Below are 14,794 nucleotides of genomic sequence, written 5' to 3' on the forward strand. Positions count from 1 at the left end.
TGTAAGATGTTCCGACGTTCCGACGGTGCCCGCCCATGAGCCTGCTGCCCCCTATCGACCTGAAGCGCTGGATCGACGAGAACCGCGCACTGCTGAAACCTCCGGTCGGGAACAAATGCATCGTCGATGGCGACTTCATCATCATGATCGTCGGCGGCCCCAATGCGCGCACCGATTACCACTATGACGAGGGCCCCGAGTTCTTCTACCAGCTCGAAGGCGAGATGGTGCTGAAAGTGCAGGACGACGGCGTCGCACGGGACATCCCTATCCGTGCAGGCGAGATCTTCTACCTGCCCGCTCGCACGCCGCATTCGCCCCAGCGCATGCCTGACTCGATCGGCCTGGTGGTGGAGCGCCGGCGCGTCGCAGGCGAACGCGATGGGCTGTTGTGGTTCTGCGAGAACTGCAACCACAAGCTCTATGAAGAATATTTCGTTCTGAACAGTATCGAGTCGGACTTTCCTCCCGTCTTCGAGACGTTCTACCGCTCCGTCGACGCTCGCACGTGCAAGCAGTGCGGCACGGTGCATCCGGCGCCGGCGAAGTACGCCGACTGACCGCGGCGCATCGTGCGGCAGCCGCATCGTGGTGAGCTGCCCCGTGGAGAGCCGCTCTGTGTGGGAGCCGCTTCAGCGGCGATAGACCTGCGGCTACGATTCCCACAGGGCCCCAGGCTGCCTGGCCAGCCATTTGCTGGCCATGCGGCGCAGCGACGTGTCTGCCTCAGGATCGGCGGCCAGTTCGGCGACGGAGCGCCACGCCAGCTCCAGTGATTCTTCGTTCACCGTGAACGCCTCGCTTCCGCGGGCAACAACGACGTAACGGACGTCGTAGTGCCAGTGCTCTGGCTCGTCGCGTCGTGCGGGAATCGCGTGGAGGTCCACGTCGAAGATCGCCGGTAGCACCGCCAGATCGACGAGCCCGGATTCCTCCTGCGCTTCACGCAGGGCGACGCCTGGCAGATCCACGTCGCCGTCAGCGTGACCACCCAGTTGCAGCCAGCGCTGCAACTTACGGTGGTGCATCAGCAGGACGCGTTCGCCGTCGGCGCTGACCACCCACGCGGATCCCGTGAAATGCCCGTCCTGCGTTTCACGATGGAATGGGCGGGGCTGGTGCCGCAGCCATTCGTCGAACCGCGCGATGTCAGTCTCCTCTGGAAACTGCGCCGCGTAACGCGCGAAGGCGCCCGACAGGACGGGATAGGGATGATCCGTGGAGTGGTTTGCGAGTGACATGCAGGAATTCTCGCACGTCTTTTTCAGACGATTCCGATGTCAGACGCAACCCTTGGTTGCCTAGGATGGACTCCGGCCCGCATGACGCGCGCCGCCACCCCGCAGAACACGCTGCAAACGCAAGGAAAAGCGCATGTCACTTCCCCGCAGGCTCGCCGCGACCATCGTCGCCGCAGCTATCCCCGCCACCGTTCTCGCCGATACCTCCCATGGCGAAGCTAACTTCACCGGCCCGCTGGTCACGCCCGCCGTCAACACGCTGCCCGTCGGCAGGGTCAACATCGAACCGTACCTCATCCATACCAATGTGCGTGGCTGGTATGCGAACAATGGCGACCGTCACGCCGAAAAGCCGACACTGCGACAGTGGCAGATCGCCGTACCCATCATCTACGGCCTCACCGACAACATCTCCGTGCAGGCCACGCTCAACGCGGCGCGCACGTCGGTGGATGGCAGGCATAGCGACGGCCTGCGCATGGGCGACACGACCCTTCGGGTGCAGTCGCGCCTCAAGGCCCCTGAGGCTGACGGCACGGGCCTCGTGCTCGCCGCATCGCTGGCGCAAAGGCTGCCGACGGGCAAACACCACCACCTGGATACCAATCCGCTCAATGGCATCGGCGATGGATCGGTGCGCACGACTCTCGCCTTCGGTGCGCAGGAGCTCCACTGGCTGGACAACGGTCAGGCGCTCCGCTGGCGTGGCCAGTTGGCGTGGAGCCCCACGCCGGGCCGGGTGCGCATCCGTGGCGCCAGTGTCTACGGCACGTACAACGGGTTCCGGGGCTACGCTGAGCCACGTCAGGCGTGGAACGCCTCTTTGGCAGCGGAATACCTGCTCAATAGCCGCTGGGTCCTCGTCGGCGAGGCCATCTGGAACCGCTCTAGCGGTACTCGCGTTCACGACACTTCCTACCGCGACGGCTCCTACACCTTCTACCCCAGCAGCGCCTTCAGTCTCGCACCGGCCGTGGAATACCACTTCAGCCCCACGATCGGACTGATCGCCGGCGTCCAGTTCACCGTCGGCGGCCGTAGTGCGTCCGACTTTGTTGCACCGCAGGTAGCGCTCAACATGCTCTTCTGAGCATCGCGGCGCACCTGAACACAACCGCCGCAAGTCATGGTCGACATCCGCAACTCCTGTATGCAATGCGTTGGCGTGCCTCGCATTGCAACTTGTACGGTCTTGCCCCGCTGGGCTATGGTGCCGTGCCAGCGCTTCAGGGCAGCTGCGTGTCCACCGTTACTCACGCGGCGGTCCCAATAATAAAAGGTTACATTCCGGCAGTAGGGGAGACACATGTTGAAACACCTGTTCGCGACGCATCCGATCGAGGCCGCGCCGCACGTAGACGCTGGTGAGCACATTGATACCGGCGCACACGCCAACAATGGCGAGCTGAAGCGGGTACTCACCGCGAAACACCTGGTTCTTCTTGGTGTCGGCGCCGTCATCGGCGCAGGTATCTTCGTCATCACCGGCCAGGCTGCCGCCCTGCACGCCGGTCCCGCGCTGGTCATCAGCTTCCTCATCGCCGGTTTCGCCTGCGCCCTTGCTGGCCTGTGCTACGCCGAATTCGCGGCGATGCTGCCGGTGTCCGGCAGCGCCTACTCCTATTCCTATGCCACGCTCGGCGAGTACATCGCCTGGTTCGTCGGCTGGAACCTCGTTCTCGAATACCTTTTCGCCGCCGCCACGGTCGCCGCGGGCTGGTCGGGCTACTTCAACGAGATGCTGGGGATGATCGGCCATCTGGTCGGCACCAACCTCGAACTTCCCATGCAGCTGGCATCGGCACCGTTCCAGTTCGTCGAGGGCCATATCCAGGCCACCGGCACGCTGATCAACCTGCCGGCCGTGGTGATCATCGCCGCGCTATCGGGCCTGTGCTACGTCGGCATCACGCAGTCGGCCTTCGTCAACTCGATCATCGTGACGATCAAGGTCACGGTCATCCTGCTGTTCCTCGCTTTCGCGATCCAGGTGATCAACCCGGCCAACTGGCATCCGTTCATCCCGGCGTCCGAAGGCCCGGGTGCGTTCGGCTGGGGCGGCATCTTCCGCGCCGCGACCATCGTGTTCTTCTCGTACGTCGGCTTCGATGCGGTGTCGACCGCTGCCGGTGAAGCGAAGAACCCGCAGCGCGACATGCCCATCGGCATCCTCGGCTCGCTGGCGGTCTGCACGGTGCTGTACATCGCCGTGGCCCTGGTGCTCACGGGTATCGCTCCGTTCCGCATGCTCAACACGCCGGAGCCGGTCGCCACCGCGCTGGGCCTTTACCCGCAGCTGTCGTGGCTGAAGGCGCTGGTCATCCTCGGTGCGATCACCGGCCTGTCCTCGGTCATCCTCGTGATGCTGATGGGCCTGCCGCGCATCTTCTTCTCGATGGCGAAAGATGGCCTGCTGCCGGACACCATGGCCAAGGTGCATCCGAAGTTCCGCACGCCTTACATCGGCACGATCATCGTCGGTGTCGCCGCGGCTGCCATGGCCGGCCTGTTTCCGGTCAGTGTGCTCGGTGAGCTGGTCTCGATGGGCACCCTGCTCGCCTTCGCCACCGTCTGCATCGGCGTGCTGATCCTGCGCTACACCCGTCCGGACCTGAAGCGCAGCTTCCGCGTACCGTTCGTGTGGCCGATCACCATCATCGGCGCGGTCTCCTGCGTCTACCTGTTCTGGCAGGCGTTCGAGGAACACTGGCGCCTGATGCTCGGCTGGATCGTCATCGGCCAGCTGATCTACTTCTTGTACGGTTACGGGCATAGCAAGCTGCGCAAGTCGCTCGGCTGATAGAAACGAACCGGGAAAGGCCGGCGGTCACCCGCCGGCCTTTCCTTTTGCGACTATTCTCTCCACGTCACTTCTTCCCGGGCCGTCCATGCTCAAGCAGTTACTCGCCAAGAAAGCTCCCCAGGCCGAACCCGACGACGCGCACGGCCCCGCCCTGCGCCGTACCCTTGGCCCCTGGGGCCTGACGGCGCTTGGCATCGGCGCGGTGATCGGTGGCGGCATCTTCGTCATCACCGGGGTGGCGGCTGCCGACCATGCCGGCCCCGCCATCATCCTGTCGTTCATTCTCGCCGCGATCTGCAGCCTGTTCACCGCGCTGTGCTACGCCGAATTCGCCTCGATGATTCCCATCTCGGGCAGCGCTTATTCCTACGCCTACGCCACGCTCGGCGAAGGCGCCGCCTGGTTCATCGGCTGGAACCTGGTCCTCGAGTACGGCGTCTCCGCTTCCGCGGTCGCCGTCAGCTGGACCGGCTACTTCGTCAGCCTGCTGGACCACGTCGGCATCCACATACCGCCCGCGCTGACGAACGCGCCGCTCGACTATGTCGACGGGCATCTCGTCGCCACGGGTGCTTTGTTCAATTTGCCTGCGGTAGGCATCACTCTTGCGCTGACCTGGCTCTGCTACGTCGGCATCCGCGAGTCCACCGGCATCAACATGGCCATGGTGGCGCTGAAGGTCGCACTGATCCTCATCGTGATCATCGTCGGCGCGCAGCATGTCGACACGGCCAACTGGCATCCGTTCATTCCGGACAACCAGGGCGGCTTCAAGTACGGCTGGTCCGGCGTGCTGCGCGGCGCCGCGCTGGTGTTCTTCGCCTATATCGGTTTCGAAGCGACCTCGACCGCCGCGCAGGAATCGAAAAATCCGCAGCGCGACATGCCGATCGGCACGCTCGCTTCTCTGGCTATCTGCACCGTGCTCTATATCGCCATGGCCGCCGTGCTGACGGGACTGGTTCCCTTTGCACAACTGGGCACCGATGAGCCTGTCGTCACCGCCATCCGCAGCCATCCCGAACTCGGCTGGCTTCGTGGCGTCGTCGAAGTCGGTGCGTTGATCGGCCTGTCGTCCGTTGTCCTCGTCATGATCATCGCGCAGCCGCGCATCTTCATGATCATGGGCCGCGATGGTCTGCTGCCGAAAGTGTTCACGACAATCCATCCGAAGTACCGCACGCCGCATCTCAACACCGTGATCACCGGCGTTGGCATCGCCATTCTTGCCGCCGTGTTCCCCCTCAACATCCTCGGCGATCTCGTTTCGATGGGCACGCTGGTCGCGTTCTGTGCCGTGTGCGGCGGCGTGCTGATCCTGCGTTTCACCGCACCGGAACTCCCGCGCACGTTCCGCGTGCCGTGGGTGTGGTTCACGTGCATCGCCGGCATCGTCAGTTGCATCGGTTTGCTGTGTTTCATGAACTGGTACAACTGGGCGTTGATGGGTGTCTGGACCGTTGTCGGCATGGTTCTTTACGCAGCGTACGGATACCGCCACAGCCGCCTCCGGCATCAGGCTTAAGCCACCTCAAATGACTCGTTAAAACCTCGCTAAATACGTGAGGTTTTTTCGTTAAACGATTGTTTTTGCGAAATAATGCGCAAAAAGATGGATGTCATTTAACTGCCATTGGCCGGTCGCGCCCGGAGGGGAGTATGATCCCGGTTCCGTGGGTAAATCACTTGGCAGTGGGCCCCGGATTGCCGCTCAGCGCGCCAGGCGAGTCAGCTCCTCGGCCTGGCGCGCCTGAGCTGCATTTTGCGTCTCGCGCGATGAAAACCAGCCTTCGGGCTGGTTTTTTTTGGTCCATCGTGATTCGCCGGGGCACGGGCGCGCCATACACTTGGGCGTCTCGCGAGGAGACCTTGGTGCCCACCCTCGAGGCGAGTTCCCGCCAAGTGGAGCGGCCGTAGGCCAGATGGATGCATGGGCCGCGGTAGCGGCCTTCCGGTACGAAACGCGAAGGGGTGTCTGAGCAGCGAGGGTGGGCACCGAAGGCTCTGCACCGCCCGTCCAGGCACCGAAGGCTCTGCGCCTCACCCTCCGCCCCTCAGATCATCACAGCGTGCGAGATACACCAGCCCTTGCTAGCGACGGCCTTGCCCGGGAACAGCTGGCAGGGGCCCCAGGCGGCGCCGGCCTTGCCCTGGTAGAAGTTGCAGTTCATGCAGGCATCGCCCGGGGTCTTCTTGCCCTGGGCCTTGCTGCCGTCCTCGGTGTACTTCAGGGCCGAGGCCGTGGGATCGGACGGCGAAAGGTGCGGCAGGTCCTGGGCCTGGGCCAGGCGCGGCAAGGTGCCGAGGACGCCGGCAACCGCCACGCCGCTAACGGCAACCTTGAGGAAACGGCGGCGTGCCTCATTATTCGTATCGTGTTCCGACATGGGTAAAACCTCCGTCGATGATGAGCCGGCGCGTTTCGGCGCCGGTGCTGGCCGAAATCGTACCTGTTCACGCAAAAAGGAGTGGTTCCCATTATCGCAGGGGCCGGTTTCCGCCCCGTGGTATATTCCCGCCTTGTTTGGACGTCCAAATCCCTATGTCGAAGACCCAGCCCCACGTCGACCCTGCCCTGCTGGCCGAGCGCGCCGATGCCATCGCCGATGCCGCCCGTGAGCTGGCGGCCTTTGGCTGGACGCCCGCTACGAGCAGCAACTTCTCGATGCGCCTCGATGAGGAGCTGGCTGCCATCACGATTTCCGGCCGCGACAAGGGGCGCCTGGGTCGCGACGACATCATGGTCATCGACATGGATGGCAAGGCCGTCGGTTCGGATAACCGGCCGTCCGCCGAGACCGGCCTGCACACCCAGATTTATCGCCGCTTCCCGCAGGCCCAGGCCGTGCTCCACACGCACTCGCGCACGCAGAGCGTTGCCTCGCGGCTATTTGCCGCAGAGGGTCGCGTGCGTCTGGAAGGCTGGGAGTTGCAAAAGGCCATCTCCGGCTACACCACGCATGAAAGCGTGCTCGATATTCCCGTTTTCCCCAACACCCAGCAGATGCCCGAACTGGAAGCGCAGGTCGACGCCTGGATCGACAGCGGCAAGCCACTGTATGCCTACCTGATCAATGGCCATGGCATCTATACGTGGGGCCGCGACATGGCGGAAACCCGCCGCCATCTCGAGGCCCTGGAGTTCCTGCTGGGCTGCGAACTTGACCTGAGGAGGCTTTCCCCATGAGCCGTCTGCGTATCTACGACGACAACCAGCACGACACCCCCGTGGCAGTCCATACGGACCACGCTGCTATCGCCGCCGCGCTCAACGCGGTGGGCGTGCGCTTCGAACAGTGGGAGGCGAACCAGCCGATCGCGCCGGGCGCCACCCAGGACGAAGTCATCGCGGCTTATCGCCCGGACATCGACCGCCTGATGGCCGAGAACGGTTACCAGTCCGTCGACGTCATCAGCCTCAAACCAGACAACCCCGATCGCGCCACCTTCCGCCAGAAGTTCCTCAACGAGCACACGCACAGTGAGGACGAAGTCCGCTTCTTCGTCGCGGGCGCCGGCCAGTTCACCCTGCACATCCAGGGCCGCGTGTACGAAGTGCTTTGCGAGAAGGGCGACCTGATCGGCGTGCCCGATGGCACCCCGCACTGGTTCGACATGAGCGAATCGCCCTACTTCGTGGCCATTCGCCTTTTCACCAACACCGAGGGCTGGGTCGCGAGCTTCACCGGCGAGGACATCGCCGAGCGCTTCCCGCGCATGAACCCGCACCCGTCGGCGACGGAAACCGCCGCGTCCTGACCGGCCTCGCGGCTCAGGTCGGTACCCGTCAGGCCCGTACCAGGTCGCCGACCACCTCGCGGATCACGTTCGCGAGATGCCCGGCGGCTTCGGGCGCGGCGGCACCCTGGTCCATCAGGTAGATCCCGGTTGGCGGCAAGCTCGGCAAGCCCCAAGCCTCACTGGCGGGTTTCAGCCCCGGCGGCACGTGCAAGGCCGTCCGTGGCACGACCCCGAGACCGGCCTCCGCCGCAGCCCATAACGCCGAGACACTGCCGCTCGACAGGACGATGCGCCATGCGCGGCCGACCCGGTCGAGCGACGCGATGGCGCTCTGGCGAAAACCGCATGGCGGGTCGAGGACGAGTAGCGGCACAGGCTCTCCTGCCGCGAGGTTCAGCGAGGAATGGGCGAACCAGCCCACGGGCATCGTCGCCAGGGGAGGCTCCTGGCGGCCTGACAGCCCACGGAAGGCCAGTGCGAGGTCGAGTTCTCCCGCCTGCACGGCATTCGCCAGGGGCTCGCTGCGATCCACCCTGAGGTCGAGGCGCAGCGAAGGGTGCGCACGGCCGAAGCGCGCCAGAGCCCGCGTAAGCCCGCCTTCCGCAAAGTCCTGGGTCATGCCGAAGCGCACGGCTCCGTGCAGCCCACTGGCGACGAACGCCTGGACCGCCTCGTCGTTGAGTGCGAGCAATCGCCTGGCGTAGCTGACGAGCAGTTCGCCCTCTTCCGTCAGAGTCTGCGTGCGGCCGCTCTTTTGAAACAGCGACTTACCGAGCCTTTCTTCCAAGCCACCCAGCTGCAGGCTCACGGCACCCGGGGTCCGGTGCAGATGCCGGGCCGCCTTGCCGAAGCCTCCCAGGTCGACGGCAGTGACCAGGGTGCGCAGTGCGGTCAGGTCGAAGAGCATACGTTAGCCTCGCTAATGCATTCGTTCGGAATGTTTCGATTTTAGCGCATTGTCTGACGGACTACGCTGGCGGTCTCTCCTGGCGAGGCCCGGCATGATGATCGCGATGCAGTACCGATTCGACTTCCCCGAGGGGGCGGACATGGCGCCAATCCATCGCCGCGTCATCGAGAAAGGTCCCGGCTTCGACGGCATGCCCGGGCTCGAGCAGAAGGCCTTCCTCGTCTCCGACGCTGCTATCGGCCAGCCGAACCGTTACGCACCCTTCTACGTCTGGCGTACGGCGACTGGCATGCGCGAATTCCTGCTCTCCGATGCCTTCGCGGCGCTATGCGACACGTTCGGCCGGCCCGAAGTCGTGACCTGGACGGTGCTGCGCTATCGACGCTTCGACACGCACCGGGCGCCCGCCTACGCGAGCCAGGAGACAACACCCCTTGCACCAAGCGAGACGGCGAACTCGATCAGGCAGCTCGCCCTCGCGGGTGCACAGCCTTTGCCCGGCCTGCACTCCGCGGTTGTCGCCCTGGATCCACAAGGCTGGACGCTGACCCGCCTCCTGCTCTGGCACGCGCTACCCGCTCCGGTCCCGGGCATCGACGCCTGGCATGTTCCCTACCTGGCCACCCGTTCATGAAGTCGCTCGTCGCCGCTGTCCTCACCCTCGCTCTCGCCACCTCGATGATTCCCATGCCGTCTTTCGCAACAACCTCGCCGACCGATCCCTCCCGCCATGCATCGTCTCCCGAAGACCGCGAGGCCATCAGCGCGCTGCTCGAGCGGTACACGCAGTGCGTCAGCAACGGCGACGAGGCGGGATTCCGCGCCCTGTTGCTCGACGACGACATTCCGTTTTCCGCGGTCGCGCCGTCACGTGACGGGAAACCCATGACGTCGACAACCTTACGCCGCTACGCCGATTTCCGTGACGCGGTGTTCCGCAGCGGCAGGCATTTCCAGCAGCGTTTCGACAACGTGCGCATCGAACAGGACGGCGCGCTGGCGCAGGCCTCGCTCGACTTCGTGACCCGCCAGGGGGAAGGCGGCAGCGCTGGCTGGAAGGTGCTCCAACTGGTAAAGACCGCCGAGGGCTGGAAGATCGCCAGCGAGTTCTTCACCGTCCGGAGCCTGCACTGACGCCCGGGCATTCCGCCTACACGTGCCGTCGTTTATCCTGCGGCGTCTCCCCGCTCCGCAGGCTCCCCTCATGTCCGATATCCGCGCCGTCCTCACCGACATCGAGGGCACGACCAGCTCGATCGACTTCGTCAAGGACGTGCTTTTCCCGTACGCCCGCAAACATCTGCCGGCCTACGTCGAGACGCATACCGACGAAGCCGAGGTGCAGCACTGGCTTTCCGAGGCGGCGAAAGAAGCCGGCATCGTCGAAGCGTCGCGTGGCGAAATCATCGACCTGCTGATCCGCTGGATCGACGAGGACCGCAAGTCCACGGCATTGAAGGCCTTGCAGGGCCTGATCTGGCGCGAGGGCTACGAATCCGGCGTGTTCACCTCGCACATGTACACGGAAGTCGCCGACCGGCTCCGCGCGTGGCACGCGCAGGGCCTCAAGCTCTACGTCTACTCCTCAGGCTCGGTCGCGGCACAAAAGCTGCTGTTTGGATTCACCGAGATGGGCGACCTGACTCCCCTCTTCTCCGATTATTTCGACACGCAGACCGGGCACAAGCGCGAAACCGAGTCGTACCGGAAGATCGCCGAAGCGATCGAGCTTCCGCCGGGCCAGGTGCTGTTCCTGTCCGACATCCGCGAGGAGCTCGATGCAGCCCGCGAAGCTGGCATGCGGACCATCCAGCTGGTGCGTCCGCCCCAGCCGCTGACCGAAGCCGGTCACCCTGCCGTGGCGGATTTCGATGCCATCACACCTTGATCCACGTCGGCGGACGCCGATCTACGTTCTGGGGGCTTTCATCGCCGGGGCCGTGCTCACGGTCGGCGTGCTGCGCGTCGGTCCCACGCCGCCGACGGCACCACGGGCGCCTGTCGCCGTGGGCGCTCCCGCACCGGCGCATGCCGGGACGGCAACCGTGGCAGATCCTGCCGCCGCCACGAGCACGGCGGACGACGACGCGTCGGTGGACGTCGACTCCGGCGACTGGCCGAACGATGCGCCCACGCCGGAACAGGTATTTACCGCGCAGCCGGAAGCCCTGCGCAAGGCCGTCGCCTCGCTTGCACCACGCATTCCCGGCAAGGCAAACGTCTACGCTATCGCCTTCGGTGGCGACGGTTCGCAAGACGTTTTCCGCAATGAAGTCGAATACGTCGACGCGTTGATGTCCAGGCGCTTCGCCAGCCCGGGGCATACGCTGGTGCTGGAGAACAACCCGGCCAGCCTGACAACGCGACCGCTGGCGAGCTGGACCAATCTCGAAGGCGCTGTCGACGGACTGGCAAAGGTCATGGACCCGCGCGAGGACATCCTCGTCGTTTACCTTGCCACGCACGGTGGCAGCGACCACAGCCTGCTGGTCGACATGGACCCGATTCCCCTCGACCAGCTCGATGCGGATGGCCTGGCGGAGATCCTCAAACGCCATGCGTTCCGATGGAAGGTCGTCGTGGTCAACGCCTGTTACTCCGGCGGCTTCGTTCCGAAGCTAAGCGGGCCGGGCACACTGGTCATGACATCGGCGCGCACGGATCGCACCTCGTTCGGCTGCGGCGTCGACTCGGACATCACCTACTTCGGCCGCGCGTGGCTGGTCGACGGGCTGAGCAACACACCGGACTTCGTCGAGGCCTTTGGCCAGGCGAAGACGGAAATCGCCGCGTGGGAAAAGAAGGACTCATTGCAGGCGTCGGAGCCGCAGATTGCCGTGGGCGAAGGCATCGAGGGGAAGCTGGCGGCGTGGCGTCAGGGGTTGAAGGCTGGGGCGGCTGTGCCTTTTGAGCCTGCGAGGTAAAGCATCGCCGATGAATCGGCTCCCACAAGGGGCCAGGTTTCGGCCAGCACCCGTTCGCCGATGAATCGGTTCCTACAACGGCACGCCTTCGATCAGGCTGAGGTGTCTAGCGAGAAGCGGTCGGCGTCCATCCAGGCCGGGAAGCGGTCGCGGTGTGCCTTCAGCGGTGCGGGGTCGAGCACCACGGTGATCACCTGCTCCTGCGGACCCAGTTCCACCAACGGCTCGCCGACGGGATCGATGACGCAGCTGTCGCCCGCATAAGGCAGGTCGTTACCGTCCACACCGACGCGGTTCACGCCGATGACATACGCGAGATTTTCGATAGCCCGCGCGCGCAGCAGCGTGCGCCAGGGCTGGCGGCGTGGCGCAGGCCAGTTGGCGACGAACAGCGCGAGGTCATAGTCCATGCCGCCGGCAGCCTCTTCACGACGACCGTTGCGCAGCCACACCGGAAAACGCAGGTCGTAGCAGACCTGCGGCAGGATGCGCCAACCCTTCAGTTCCACGATGAGCCGCTCGTTGCCACCGCCATACCGCGTGTGCTCGCCTGCCATGCGGAACAGGTGCCGCTTGTCGTAGTACGCCATCGAGCCGTCCGGCGAGGCCCAGATCAACCGGTTGAACACCGTGTCACCTTCGCGAATCACCAGGCTACCGGCGAGCGTGGCGTTCACCTCGGTGGCCAGCGCGCGCATCCACGCCACGCTGGTGCCGTCCATGGTTTCGGCGTTGCCGAGGGTGTCGTTCGTGAAGCCCGAGAGGAAGGTCTCGGGCAGCACGATGAGGTCACTGGGCGCAGCGCCGCGCACCAGCTTGCCGTAGTACTCGCGATTGCCGGCGGCGTCATGCCAGCGGGTCGCGCCCTGGATGAGGGAGACGGTCAGAGTTTGCACAGGAGCTCCGCGGCGGCTTCCATCGTGGCGTCGTTCTTGGCGAAGCACAGGCGGACCAGTCGCGTATCCGGGGCGCTTTCGTAGAACGGGCTCAGCGGGATAGCGGCAACACCACCTTCACGGACGAGCCATTCACTGAAGTTGATATCGTCGATGTCGCGGATGGCGCTGTAGTCGACCAGCTGGAAATAACCACCCGGCACATCCAGCAGTTTCAGTCGCGACGGCGCGATCAACTCGCGAAAACGATCGCGCTTGGCCTGGTAGAACGCAGGCAGATCGAGGTAATGCCCGGGCGTGGATTCGAGGAACTCCGCGAACGCCCACTGCGCCGGATTGAACGTGCAGAAGGTGAGGTACTGGTGCACCTTGCGGAACTCGGCGGTGAGCGCCTTCGGCGCAATCGCGTAGCCGACTTTCCAGCCCGTGCAGTGGTACGTCTTGCCGAACGAGGACACCACGATGCTTCGCGCAGCCAGTTCCTCGTGGCGCAGCACGCTCTGGTGTTCGCCGCCGTCGAAAACGATGTGCTCGTAAACTTCGTCGGACAGCACCACGATGCTGGTGTTGCGCACGATGGCGGCGAGTTCGTCCAGATCCGCACGCGAAAGCACGGCACCCGAAGGATTGTGCGGCGAGTTGATCAGGATCATGCGGGTTTTCGGTGTCACCGCGTCGCGTACGCGCTGCCAGTCGATGGCGAACGTGGGCAGCGTCAGCGGGATATGCACCGCCGTCGCGCCCTGCAGCTCGATAGCCGGCTCGTAGCTGTCGTAGCAAGGGTCGAAGACGATGACTTCCTCCCCTGCCCTCACCACGGCGGCGATGGCGGAAAACAAGGCTTCGGTCGCACCGGAGGTCACCGTGACCTCGGTATCGGGGCTCACACGATGCCCGTAGAGGCGCTCGGTTTTCACGGCGATCTGCTCGCGCAGCTTAGGGATGCCGACACCGGGGGCGTACTGGTTCTTGCCCTCGGCCATGGCCCGCGTGATCGCTTCGCGCAGCGGCTCGGGCGGCTCGAAATCAGGAAAGCCCTGGCCCAGGTTGACCGCCTTGTGTTCCAGCGCAAGCTGGCTCATCACGCTGAAGATGGTCGTGCCGACCTTGGGAAGCTTGGTTTCGAGCTGCATCGAACATCCTTACTCGTTTGGACGGCCAAACGCGGCCGAAGGCCTCGATCCTAACATGCGGGCCATGGTGATCGCTCCTGCCTGGCTGGGATCGGCCGCCACCTTGTCGCAATCCTTGTGGAACTCGGCCTGCGCCTTGGGCAGGCGGTCGGCGAGGAAGTCCACGAAGCTGCGAATGGCGGGCAGCAGCCCACGGCGGCTGGGATAGACGAAATGAAGCGTGCCCTGGGCGGTGGTGTACTCAGGCAGCACCCACTCCAGCTCGCCGCTCGAAATCAACGGACCGCAGTAATCCTCGGGCAACAGGGCGATGCCACAGCACTGCACCGTCGCCGCGATCAGCATTGAAAAATCGCCACTGACCAGGCGTGGCTTGACCTCCACGGCCGCTTTCTTGCCGCTGGAGTCGACCAACTCCCAAACCTGGGCGCCTTCGTGCTCGTACATGGACAAGGCGGGTAGCGCGGCGAGCTCGTCGAGGGTCTTCGGGCGTCCGTTGCTGTCGAGGAATTTCGGGCTGGCAACCAGCAGGCTTCGCACGAACCCTATGCTACGCAGGACCAGGGTGGCGTCCGTATCGAGCTTTTCACGCACGCGAATCGCCACGTCGAAGGCCTCGCCGATGACGTCGACACGGCGGTTGGTCGCGGTGACACGCACCTGCACCTTCGGATGTTCGAGCAGGAAGGCGGGCAGCATGGGGCCGAGCACGTTCTGGGCGAGCGACACCGGGCAACTCACCCGGACGACGCCGCGCGGCTCCGTGCGCAATTCGTCCACGGCGTCCTGCGCCGCTCGCGCTTCTTCCAGCACGGCACGGCAATGCGCGTAGAAGCGTTCGCCAATCTCGGTCACGACGAAACGGCGGGTGGTGCGCTGGAGCAGGCGGACTCCGAGCCGGTCCTCGAGCTGGGCGATGCGTTTGCTCAGGCGGGACTTGGGAATGCCCAACGCACGGCCCGCGGCGGAGAACCCGCCGTGCTCGACCACGGAGGCGAAGAAGTACAGATCGTTGAGGTCCTGCAGGGCGCCTTCCATCGAAATCCGTCGTTTCTAATTCGGAACAATGAGTCTACTCCAGGCGGGCTAATCAGGCGATTGTCGCCGGCGTATCGTCTCCGTGTCCCGCATCTCGCGGTCCCGACT

16 protein-coding genes are annotated in these 14,794 nt (G+C 64.7%); 10 read left to right on the forward strand and 6 right to left on the reverse strand.

What is annotated here, in order from left to right; all coding sequences use genetic code 11:
* The first annotated feature begins 35 nt into the window (after window positions 1-35).
* Window positions 36-560, forward strand: a complete 525-nt coding sequence (locus ACVWWJ_RS10795; protein WP_456967797.1) for a 3-hydroxyanthranilate 3,4-dioxygenase — start codon at window positions 36-38, stop codon at window positions 558-560.
* 93 nt (window positions 561-653) lie between these two features.
* Here ACVWWJ_RS10795 and ACVWWJ_RS10800 read toward each other — a convergent pair whose 3' ends face one another.
* Window positions 654-1,241 carry an NUDIX hydrolase gene (locus ACVWWJ_RS10800; protein WP_456967798.1) on the reverse strand — a complete coding sequence of 196 codons (588 nt, stop codon included), beginning with the start codon at window positions 1,239-1,241 and terminating at the stop codon, window positions 654-656.
* A gap of 133 nt (window positions 1,242-1,374) precedes the next feature.
* On the opposite strand from ACVWWJ_RS10800, the gene ACVWWJ_RS10805 reads away from it, so the two are divergent.
* The 3 genes from ACVWWJ_RS10805 (at window position 1,375) to ACVWWJ_RS10815 (ending at window position 5,569) form a co-directional block, all read left to right on the forward strand.
* A complete protein-coding gene (locus tag ACVWWJ_RS10805; RefSeq protein ID WP_456967799.1) occupies window positions 1,375-2,331 on the forward strand; it encodes a hypothetical protein in 957 nt (318 codons plus the stop codon).
* 216 nt (window positions 2,332-2,547) lie between these two features.
* Window positions 2,548-4,041, forward strand: a complete 1,494-nt coding sequence (locus ACVWWJ_RS10810; RefSeq protein ID WP_159893719.1) for an amino acid permease — start codon at window positions 2,548-2,550, stop codon at window positions 4,039-4,041.
* A gap of 88 nt (window positions 4,042-4,129) precedes the next feature.
* Window positions 4,130-5,569 carry an amino acid permease gene (locus ACVWWJ_RS10815; protein ID WP_456967800.1) on the forward strand — a complete coding sequence of 480 codons (1,440 nt, stop codon included), beginning with the start codon at window positions 4,130-4,132 and terminating at the stop codon, window positions 5,567-5,569.
* A gap of 529 nt (window positions 5,570-6,098) precedes the next feature.
* Here the strand turns inward: ACVWWJ_RS10815 and ACVWWJ_RS10820 are convergent.
* The gene (locus tag ACVWWJ_RS10820) at window positions 6,099-6,431 is read right to left on the reverse strand and encodes a high-potential iron-sulfur protein (RefSeq protein WP_159894544.1); all 333 of its coding nucleotides are present in this window, start codon (window positions 6,429-6,431) and stop codon (window positions 6,099-6,101) included.
* 155 nt (window positions 6,432-6,586) lie between these two features.
* Between ACVWWJ_RS10820 and ACVWWJ_RS10825 the strand changes: the two genes are divergently transcribed.
* Window positions 6,587-7,231 (forward strand): methylthioribulose 1-phosphate dehydratase, encoded by a 645-nt coding sequence (locus ACVWWJ_RS10825; RefSeq protein WP_159894542.1) that lies wholly within the window; start codon window positions 6,587-6,589, stop codon window positions 7,229-7,231.
* Complete coding sequence (locus ACVWWJ_RS10830) at window positions 7,228-7,803, forward strand: 1,2-dihydroxy-3-keto-5-methylthiopentene dioxygenase (protein ID WP_159894540.1); 576 nt, start codon at window positions 7,228-7,230, stop codon at window positions 7,801-7,803. Before ACVWWJ_RS10825 ends, ACVWWJ_RS10830 begins: the two co-directional genes overlap by 4 nt.
* A gap of 28 nt (window positions 7,804-7,831) precedes the next feature.
* Here ACVWWJ_RS10830 and ACVWWJ_RS10835 read toward each other — a convergent pair whose 3' ends face one another.
* Entirely contained in the window at window positions 7,832-8,692 is an 861-nt protein-coding gene (locus tag ACVWWJ_RS10835) for a LysR substrate-binding domain-containing protein (RefSeq protein WP_456967801.1), read from the reverse strand.
* A 94-nt stretch (window positions 8,693-8,786) separates the two neighbouring features.
* Between ACVWWJ_RS10835 and ACVWWJ_RS10840 the strand changes: the two genes are divergently transcribed.
* The 4 genes from ACVWWJ_RS10840 to ACVWWJ_RS10855 all read left to right on the forward strand — a co-directional run bounded on the left by ACVWWJ_RS10840 (window position 8,787) and on the right by ACVWWJ_RS10855 (window position 11,619).
* On the forward strand, window positions 8,787-9,329 hold the full coding sequence (locus ACVWWJ_RS10840; protein WP_456967802.1) for a DUF4865 family protein: 543 nt from the start codon (window positions 8,787-8,789) through the stop codon (window positions 9,327-9,329).
* Window positions 9,326-9,829, forward strand: coding sequence for a nuclear transport factor 2 family protein (locus ACVWWJ_RS10845; RefSeq protein ID WP_456967803.1), 504 nt, complete (start codon window positions 9,326-9,328; stop codon window positions 9,827-9,829). Before ACVWWJ_RS10840 ends, ACVWWJ_RS10845 begins: the two co-directional genes overlap by 4 nt.
* Before the next feature lie 70 nt (window positions 9,830-9,899).
* A complete protein-coding gene (gene mtnC / locus ACVWWJ_RS10850; protein WP_456967804.1) occupies window positions 9,900-10,583 on the forward strand; it encodes an acireductone synthase in 684 nt (227 codons plus the stop codon).
* Window positions 10,567-11,619 (forward strand): C13 family peptidase, encoded by a 1,053-nt coding sequence (locus ACVWWJ_RS10855; protein ID WP_456967805.1) that lies wholly within the window; start codon window positions 10,567-10,569, stop codon window positions 11,617-11,619. Before mtnC ends, ACVWWJ_RS10855 begins: the two co-directional genes overlap by 17 nt.
* A gap of 92 nt (window positions 11,620-11,711) precedes the next feature.
* Here ACVWWJ_RS10855 and ACVWWJ_RS10860 read toward each other — a convergent pair whose 3' ends face one another.
* The 3 genes from ACVWWJ_RS10860 to ACVWWJ_RS10870 are packed head-to-tail and all read right to left on the reverse strand — an operon-like array spanning window position 11,712 to window position 14,686.
* Window positions 11,712-12,515, reverse strand: a complete 804-nt coding sequence (locus ACVWWJ_RS10860) for an amidohydrolase (protein WP_456967806.1) — start codon at window positions 12,513-12,515, stop codon at window positions 11,712-11,714.
* Complete coding sequence (locus ACVWWJ_RS10865) at window positions 12,503-13,648, reverse strand: pyridoxal phosphate-dependent aminotransferase (RefSeq protein ID WP_159894525.1); 1,146 nt, start codon at window positions 13,646-13,648, stop codon at window positions 12,503-12,505. The genes ACVWWJ_RS10860 and ACVWWJ_RS10865 overlap by 13 nt, the downstream gene beginning before the upstream one ends.
* 9 nt (window positions 13,649-13,657) lie before the next feature.
* Window positions 13,658-14,686, reverse strand: a complete 1,029-nt coding sequence (locus tag ACVWWJ_RS10870; RefSeq protein WP_159894523.1) for a LysR substrate-binding domain-containing protein — start codon at window positions 14,684-14,686, stop codon at window positions 13,658-13,660.
* Between the last annotated feature and the right edge of the window lie 108 nt (window positions 14,687-14,794).

This window comes from Luteibacter sp. HA06, assembly GCF_054061215.1.

Excerpts from the sequence above, each read along its gene's own strand:
- ACVWWJ_RS10795 (WP_456967797.1), top strand. The coding sequence starts at position 36 with ATGAGCCTGCTGCCCCCTATCGACCTGAAGCGCTGGATCGACGAGAAC.
- ACVWWJ_RS10800 (WP_456967798.1), bottom strand. The coding sequence starts at position 1,241 with ATGTCACTCGCAAACCACTCCACGGATCATCCCTATCCCGTCCTGTCG.
- ACVWWJ_RS10805 (WP_456967799.1), top strand. The coding sequence starts at position 1,375 with ATGTCACTTCCCCGCAGGCTCGCCGCGACCATCGTCGCCGCAGCTATC.
- ACVWWJ_RS10810 (WP_159893719.1), top strand. The coding sequence starts at position 2,548 with ATGTTGAAACACCTGTTCGCGACGCATCCGATCGAGGCCGCGCCGCAC.
- ACVWWJ_RS10815 (WP_456967800.1), top strand. The coding sequence starts at position 4,130 with ATGCTCAAGCAGTTACTCGCCAAGAAAGCTCCCCAGGCCGAACCCGAC.
- ACVWWJ_RS10820 (WP_159894544.1), bottom strand. The coding sequence starts at position 6,431 with ATGTCGGAACACGATACGAATAATGAGGCACGCCGCCGTTTCCTCAAG.
- ACVWWJ_RS10825 (WP_159894542.1), top strand. The coding sequence starts at position 6,587 with ATGTCGAAGACCCAGCCCCACGTCGACCCTGCCCTGCTGGCCGAGCGC.
- ACVWWJ_RS10830 (WP_159894540.1), top strand. The coding sequence starts at position 7,228 with ATGAGCCGTCTGCGTATCTACGACGACAACCAGCACGACACCCCCGTG.
- ACVWWJ_RS10835 (WP_456967801.1), bottom strand. The coding sequence starts at position 8,692 with ATGCTCTTCGACCTGACCGCACTGCGCACCCTGGTCACTGCCGTCGAC.
- ACVWWJ_RS10840 (WP_456967802.1), top strand. The coding sequence starts at position 8,787 with ATGATGATCGCGATGCAGTACCGATTCGACTTCCCCGAGGGGGCGGAC.
- ACVWWJ_RS10845 (WP_456967803.1), top strand. The coding sequence starts at position 9,326 with ATGAAGTCGCTCGTCGCCGCTGTCCTCACCCTCGCTCTCGCCACCTCG.
- mtnC (WP_456967804.1), top strand. The coding sequence starts at position 9,900 with ATGTCCGATATCCGCGCCGTCCTCACCGACATCGAGGGCACGACCAGC.
- ACVWWJ_RS10855 (WP_456967805.1), top strand. The coding sequence starts at position 10,567 with ATGCCATCACACCTTGATCCACGTCGGCGGACGCCGATCTACGTTCTG.
- ACVWWJ_RS10865 (WP_159894525.1), bottom strand. The coding sequence starts at position 13,648 with ATGCAGCTCGAAACCAAGCTTCCCAAGGTCGGCACGACCATCTTCAGC.
- ACVWWJ_RS10870 (WP_159894523.1), bottom strand. The coding sequence starts at position 14,686 with ATGGAAGGCGCCCTGCAGGACCTCAACGATCTGTACTTCTTCGCCTCC.